Origin of the sequence: Streptomyces sp. NPDC020422, from assembly GCF_044386705.1 — a bacterium.
Taxonomy (GTDB): Bacteria; Actinomycetota; Actinomycetes; order Streptomycetales; family Streptomycetaceae; genus Streptomyces.
The window spans coordinates 494,460-500,883 of record NZ_JBIRVJ010000008.1 but is presented as its reverse complement, the minus strand read 5'-3'; the positions used below and the strand labels follow the sequence as shown (position 1 = coordinate 500,883).

The 6,424-nt window shown below is 72.5% G+C and carries 4 protein-coding genes and 1 pseudogene; 2 read left to right on the top strand and 3 right to left on the bottom strand.

From position 1 onward, the window contains the following. Positions 1 to 1,681 (top strand): annotated as a pseudogene (locus ACH414_RS24110) (AfsR family transcriptional regulator); the annotation flags it as partial. 13 nt (positions 1,682 to 1,694) lie between these two features. Here the strand turns inward: ACH414_RS24110 and ACH414_RS24105 are convergent. From ACH414_RS24105 to panB, 3 genes are all read right to left on the bottom strand, one after another. Beyond that, positions 1,695 to 2,552 (bottom strand): ABC transporter permease, encoded by an 858-nt coding sequence (locus ACH414_RS24105; RefSeq protein ID WP_382548895.1) that lies wholly within the window; start codon positions 2,550 to 2,552, stop codon positions 1,695 to 1,697. Then, entirely contained in the window at positions 2,549 to 3,562 is a 1,014-nt protein-coding gene (locus ACH414_RS24100; RefSeq protein WP_382548893.1) for an ATP-binding cassette domain-containing protein, read from the bottom strand. The genes ACH414_RS24105 and ACH414_RS24100 overlap by 4 nt, the downstream gene beginning before the upstream one ends. A 151-nt stretch (positions 3,563 to 3,713) precedes the next feature. Continuing rightward, positions 3,714 to 4,577: a 3-methyl-2-oxobutanoate hydroxymethyltransferase gene (panB, locus tag ACH414_RS24095; RefSeq protein ID WP_382548891.1), complete on the bottom strand. Its 864-nt coding sequence runs from the start codon at positions 4,575 to 4,577 to the stop codon at positions 3,714 to 3,716. A 215-nt stretch (positions 4,578 to 4,792) separates the two neighbouring features. On the opposite strand from panB, the gene ACH414_RS24090 reads away from it, so the two are divergent. Then, positions 4,793 to 6,406 (top strand): MFS transporter, encoded by a 1,614-nt coding sequence (locus ACH414_RS24090; RefSeq protein ID WP_398943263.1) that lies wholly within the window; start codon positions 4,793 to 4,795, stop codon positions 6,404 to 6,406. Positions 6,407 to 6,424 lie beyond the last annotated feature (18 nt).

Sequence of the window (6,424 nt, the reverse complement as noted above, 5' to 3'; positions counted from 1 at the left end):
CGGGGAGCCGGGGGGTGGGGAGGTGCTCGATCTGCTCGGTTCGCTGGTCGACAAGTCGCTGGTGGTGGCCGCCGAGACCGGGGACGGGGACGGGGCCGGGATGCGCTACCGGCTGTTGGAGACCGTCGCCGAGTACGCGGCGGAGCGGCTCGACGAGGCCGGTGACCGGGCGGCGGCCGAACGGCGCCACCTCACGTACTACCGCGAACTCGCCCGCCGCACCGACCCCGAACTGCGCACCGGCCGGCAGCTCGCCGCCGCCGCCCGGTTCGGCACCGAGTACGGCAACCTGCGCACCGCGCTGCGCCGGGCGGTCGCCGCGCGGGACGAGCACGAGGCGCTCGTGCTCGTCCACGCGATGCTCTGGTACTGGACCATGCGCGACCTGCGGGCCGACGCCCTGCACTGGGCCGAGTCGGTCGCCGCCCTCGGCCCCGACCCCTTCGGGCCGGACGCCGCCCCCGTCGTACCGCTGTACGAGTCGGTCACCGCGGCGCCCCCGCCGCTCGACGAGGAGCTGCTGTGGGAGGCCAGGCGCGGGGTGCGCCTGATCGAGCTGCTCAACATGGACCACGAGACGGGGCGGTGGACCACCCCCGCGGGCCTGGAGCGGCTGCGGCGGATCAACGCCTGCTATCCGCCGGGCCTGCCGCAGACCTGCCGGCTGCCCGGCTCCTTCAGCGTCTTCGCCGTGCTCCTCATCGCCGAACCCGGGCGCATGGGCGAGGCCCTGGACGCCCATGTGGCCGCCTGCCGCCGCTACGGATACGACTGGGAGCTCGGCAACGCCCTCCAGCTGCGCGCCAACATGCTCGCCAACCGGGCCGACCTGGCCGGGCAGGCCGCCGCCGACGCCGAGGAGAGCCTGGAGATCTTCGTCCGCCTGGACGACGCCTGGGGTGCGGCCGAGGCGCTGTCCTCGCGCGCCGAGGCCCGCGAGCGGCGCCTGGAGTTCCACGGCGCGGCCGAGGACTTCGAGGCCGCCATCGGCTACGCGGGCCGGATCGGCGCCCAGTCGCAGATGGCGCTGCTGCGCGCCCGCTACGCCGACATGCTGATCGAGACCGGGCGTCGGGAGGAGGCCGAGAAGATCCTGCGCGAGGTCGTCGAGGGCGAGCACGGGCGCGGGCACGAGCCGATGCTCGCGGCCCGGATCTTCCTGGCGCTGCTGCTCGGCAGGACCGGCCGCACGGCCGAGGCGCGGGTGCATCTGCGGCGGCTGCTCGACGAGTTCAGCTCGGAGACGTTCTCCATCTTCGAGGGCTTCACGCTCGGCAGCCTGGGCTGGGTGGAGAACCTGGACGGGCGGTACGCCGAGGCCTTCGACCTCGCCCGGCGGGCCTTCGAGCGCTCGCTCGGCGGCCTGTCGATCATGGTCGCGCCGCAGATGCCGGCGGTCCATCTGATCACGGCCGCCTGGGCGCTGGCCGGGCTCGGCGGCCCCCGGGCCCGTACGGCCGCGGTCCTGCTCGGCGCGTACGAGGGGCTGCTGCCGCCCGGGCACCTGCCGCCGCCCATGGAGCGGGAGAACCGGGCGCGGGCGACCGAGCTCGCGCGCGCCGCGCTCGGCGACGGGACGGAGTTCGAGGCCGCCTACGCCGAGGGCGGCGGCCTCTCCCTGGAGGAGGCCGCCGCCCTGCTCGCACGCGCCGACGCGATCAACGGGCGCGCCGAGTCCTGAAACCCCCGGTGGCTCAGGTCTTCTTGCGAAACTTGGCGACCGCGAGCGGCGCCATGACCACGGTGATGCCGACCGCCCAGGCGAGCGTCATCCATGCCGAGTGGGCGACGGGTCCGCCGCTGATCAGGCCGCGGGCGGCGTCGGCGAGGTTGGACAGCGGGTTGTAGTCGGTGAAGGTCTGCAGCCAGCCGGGCATCGTGGTCGGGCTGGCGAAGATCGAGGAACCGAACTGCAGCGGCATCAGCACCAGCATCGCCATCCCCTGGACGGCCTGGGCCGTCTTCATGGTGAGACCGAGCAGGATGAAGATCCACATCAGGGCGGCGCCGAAGGCCATCGACAGGCCGATGGCGGCGAGCAGCTGGAACACCGAGGTGCGGATCTCCAGGCCGAGCAGGAAGCCCATGCCCAGCAGGATCGTGGTGGCGATCAGGCTGCGCCCGATCTCGACGACGATCTTCGCGATGAGGACCGAGGAGCGGGCGATCGGCATGGTCCGGAACCGGTCCATGACGCCCTTCTTGAAGTCGTCGTTGATGCCGGTGCCGACGCCCATCGCGATGTTCATGCCCATCATCGCCATCAGACCGGGCACCAGGTAGTTCACGTACTCGCTCTGGTTGCCCTTGCCGGCCATCGCGCCGCCGAAGACGTAGGTGAACAGCAGGATGAAGATGATCGGCATCAGGACGGCGTCGAACATCGACTCCGGGTCCTGCTTGATCTGCAGGGCGTTGCGCCGGGCCAGGGCGGCGATGTGGCGCAGATTGGCCCGCAGGCCGATCCGGCCGTCGGCGGCGTCCGCGGTCCGCCTGGCGGGCGCCGGGCCCTTGGCGTCGACGGGGGACTGGGGGAGCGTGGTGGTGCTCATGCGGCGACCTCCTGGGTGAGCGCGTCCTGGGCGCCGTCGGTGGTGGGCGTCTTCTCGCCGGTGATGGCGAGGAACACCTCGTCGAGGCTGGGCAGATGGGTGCCGATGTGGGCGATGCCGAAGCCGCGGGAGCCGAACAGGCCCACGACGGCGGTCAGCTGCTCGTCGCTGAGGATCGGCACGTAGAGCACGCCCTCGTCGGGGACGACGGTGGCGCCGGCGATGCCGTCCAGGCCGGCCTCGCGGAGCGCCGCGGCCATGGCGGACAGGTCGGCCGGGTCGGCCGGGCGGACCTGGAGGGTGCGGCCGCCGACCCGGGCCTTCAGCTCGTCGACCCCGCCCCGGGCGATGACCCGGCCGCGGTCGATGACGGTCAGCTCGCTCGCGAGCTGCTCCGCCTCCTCCATGTACTGGGTGGTGAGCAGCACGGTCGCGCCCTCGGCGACCATCCGCTGGACCTCGTCCCAGACCTCGTTGCGGGTGCGCGGGTCGAGGCCGGTGGTGGGCTCGTCCAGGTAGAGCACGGCGGGCCGGCCGATCATCGAGGCGGCCAGGTCGAGGCGGCGCCGCATGCCGCCGGAGTAGTTCATCGCGGGGCGCTTGGCGGCCTCGGTGAGGGAGAAGCGCTCCAGGAGCTCGTCGGCGCGGGCCCGGGCGTCCTTGCGGGACAGATCGAGCAGCCGCCCGATCATGTACAGGTTCTCCCGGCCGGACAGCTTCTCGTCGACCGAGGCGTACTGGCCGGTGAGGCCGATGGTGCGGCGCAGCTGGCGGGGCTGGCGCACCACGTCGTAACCGGCGACGACGGCGGTGCCGGCGTCCGGGACGATGAGGGTGGACAGGCAGCGGACGAGGGTGGTCTTTCCGGCGCCGTTGGGGCCGAGGACCCCGAGCACGGTGCCCTCGCGGACCTCCAGGTCGACCCCGTCGAGGGCCTTCGTCTCGCCGAAGTGCTTCACGAGGCCCCGGACCTCGACGGCGTTGGTGTGTGATCGCGTCATGTCCACCATGGAACAGGTGGCCACCGACAGCGCACCGACAGCCGACCGACAGCACCGCCGACAAGCGCCGACACGCGCCCATGGGCGCCGACAGCCCGCCGACGGGGGACGGTCGGCGGGCTGTCGTTGGTGCCGCTGTGGCTTGGTGGGCCTGGTGGGACTAGTGGAAGGTGTGCTCCTCGGCGGGGAACGCCCCGCCGGCGACGTCCTCGGCGAAGGCGCGGGCGGCGTCGCCGAGCGTCTCGCGGAGGTTGGCGTACTGCTTGGTGAAGCGCGGGACCTTGCCGCCGGTCAGACCGGCCATGTCGGTCCAGACGAGGACCTGGGCGTCGGTGTCGGCGCCGGCGCCGATGCCGATGGTGGGGATGTGCAGCGAGCGGGTGACCTCGGCGGCCAGCTCGGCCGGGACGAGCTCCAGGACCACGGCGAAGGCGCCCGCGTCCTGCGCCGCCTTGGCGTCGCTGAGCAGCCGGTGGGCGGCCTCGTCGGAGCGGCCCTGCACCCGGTAGCCCATGGTGTTGACGGACTGCGGGGTCAGGCCCAGGTGGGACATGACGGGGATGCCGGCCTGGACGAGCAGCTCGGTCTGCGGCAGCGAGCGCTCGCCGCCTTCGAGCTTGATCGCGCCGACGCCCGCGTCCTTGACCAGGCGGGTGGCGTTGCGCAGGGCCTGGACCGGGCCCTCCTGGTACGAGCCGAAGGGGAGGTCGCCGACGACCAGGGCGCGCTTGGTGCCCCGTACGACGGCGGCGGAGAGCAGCGTCATCTCGTCCATCGTGACGGGCACGGTGGTGTCGTAGCCGAGGTGACAGTTGCCCATCGAGTCGCCGACGAGGATCACCGGGATGCCGGCCTCGTCGAAGACGGAGGCGGTCATGGCGTCGTAGGCGGTGAGCATGGGCCACTTCTCGCCGCGGGTCTTGGCGGCGGCGATGTCGTGGACGGTGATGCGGCGGGTGCCCTTCCCTCCGTACAGCGCCTTGCTGCTGTCGGCGGGCGGTTTCTGGGCAGCCTGAAGCGTCATGGTGAACGGCTCCTTCGTCATCTCGAGGCGCCCTGTGGCGTCCCCGGACCATGTCCATGGTGGCACTTCGCCGGGCGGGCGGGGAAGTGGGGCGGAGTGGCGCTGTTCACACCCCGGCAACGCGCGGCAACGTGCCCGCGGTCCCACGGTAAAGAAACCGTCTGCTTTTTCGATACGAGACGGTCTCGTATCGAAATGGGTCTAGGGTGAGGGGCATGTCTCAGCCGTCCCCCGAACTCGTCCTGCCCCGCGTCCCCGAGGCCGTGCACCGCCGTCGCTGGGTGATACTCGGCGTCCTGATGCTCAGCCTGCTGATCGTCGTCCTCGACAACTCGATCCTGAACGTGGCGGTCAAGACGATCGCCAGCCCCGCGCCCACCGGCCTCGGCGCCACCCAGAGCGAGCTGGAGTGGGCCATCAACTCCTACACGCTCGTCTTCGCCGGACTCCTCTTCACCTCCGGCCTGCTCGGCGACCGGCTGGGGCGCAAGAGGGTGCTCCTCTTCGGCATCACCGTCTTCGGCGCGGCCTCCGCGCTCGCCGCGTTCTCCGGCTCCCCGGGCGAGCTCGTCGCCTACCGGGCCCTGATGGGCCTCGGCGCCGCCTTCGTCATGCCCGCCACCCTGGCCGTCCTCATGAACGTCTTCGAGCGCGAGGAGCAGCCCAAGGCCATCGGCATCTGGGCCGGCGGCGTCGGCCTCGCCATCGCCATCGGGCCCATCACCGGCGGAGTCCTCCTGGAGCACTTCTGGTGGGGCTCGGTCTTCCTGGTCAACGTCCCCGTCGTGCTGACGGCCCTCGCCCTCATGGTGGGTCTCGTGCCCGACTCCAGGGACCCCAGGCCCGGCCGGATCGACCTGCCCGGCGTGCTGCTCTCCGTCCTCGGCCTGGTCCTGCTGGTGTACGGCATCATCCGCGGCGGCGAGCTGGCGAGCGCCACCGACGTCACCGTCCTCGTGCCCGCGCTGGCCGGCCTCGCCGTCCTCGTCGCCTTCGTGCTGTACGAGAAGCGCAGCGACCACCCGGCGCTCGACATCTCGTACTTCCGCAAGCCCGCGTTCTCGGCCGCCGTCGCCGCCATCGCCCTGGTCTTCTTCGCCCTGCTCGGCGTGACCTTCTTCTCCGCCTTCTACCTGCAGAGCGTCCGCGGCTACACCGCCCTGCAGTCCGGCCTGCTGATCCTGCCGCTGGCCGTCGCCCAGATGCTCTTCTCGCCGCGGGCCCGGCTCGTCGTCGAGCGCTTCGGCGCGAAGGCCGTCTGCACCGCCGGCATGCTGGCCGTCGCCGCGGGCCTCGCCTGCTTCGCCCTCTTCGACGCCGACACCCCCGTCTGGGTGCTGGAGCTCGTCTTCTTCGTCCAGGGCACGGGCATGGCGCACATCATGCCGCCGGTCACCGTCGCCGTGATGCAGACGCTGCCCCGCGAGAAGGCCGGCTCCGGCTCGGCCATCAACAACACCTTCCGCCAGGTCGGCGGCGCGCTCGGCGTGGCGGTGCTCGGCTCCGTGCTGTCCTCCACCTACCGCGGCGGCATCGAGGACCACCTCGGCGCGGTCCCGGCGGGCCTGCGCCACGCAGCCGGCGAGTCCCTCGAAGCCACCCTGGCCGTCGCCCAGCGGCTCGGCCCGGCCGGCCGCGACCTGGTCGTCCCGGCGTACGACGCCTTCCTCCACGCCATGCACGTGACCGCCATCGGCTCCGCCGCCGTCGCCCTGATCGGCGCCGTCGTCGTGGCCGTCTTCCTGCCCGGCCGCACCCCCGCCGCGGCCCAGGAGGGCTCCGGCGTCCCCGGCAGCCGCGCCGAGGCGGGAGAATCGGTACGCAGCTGACGGAGACGGCCGAGAGGC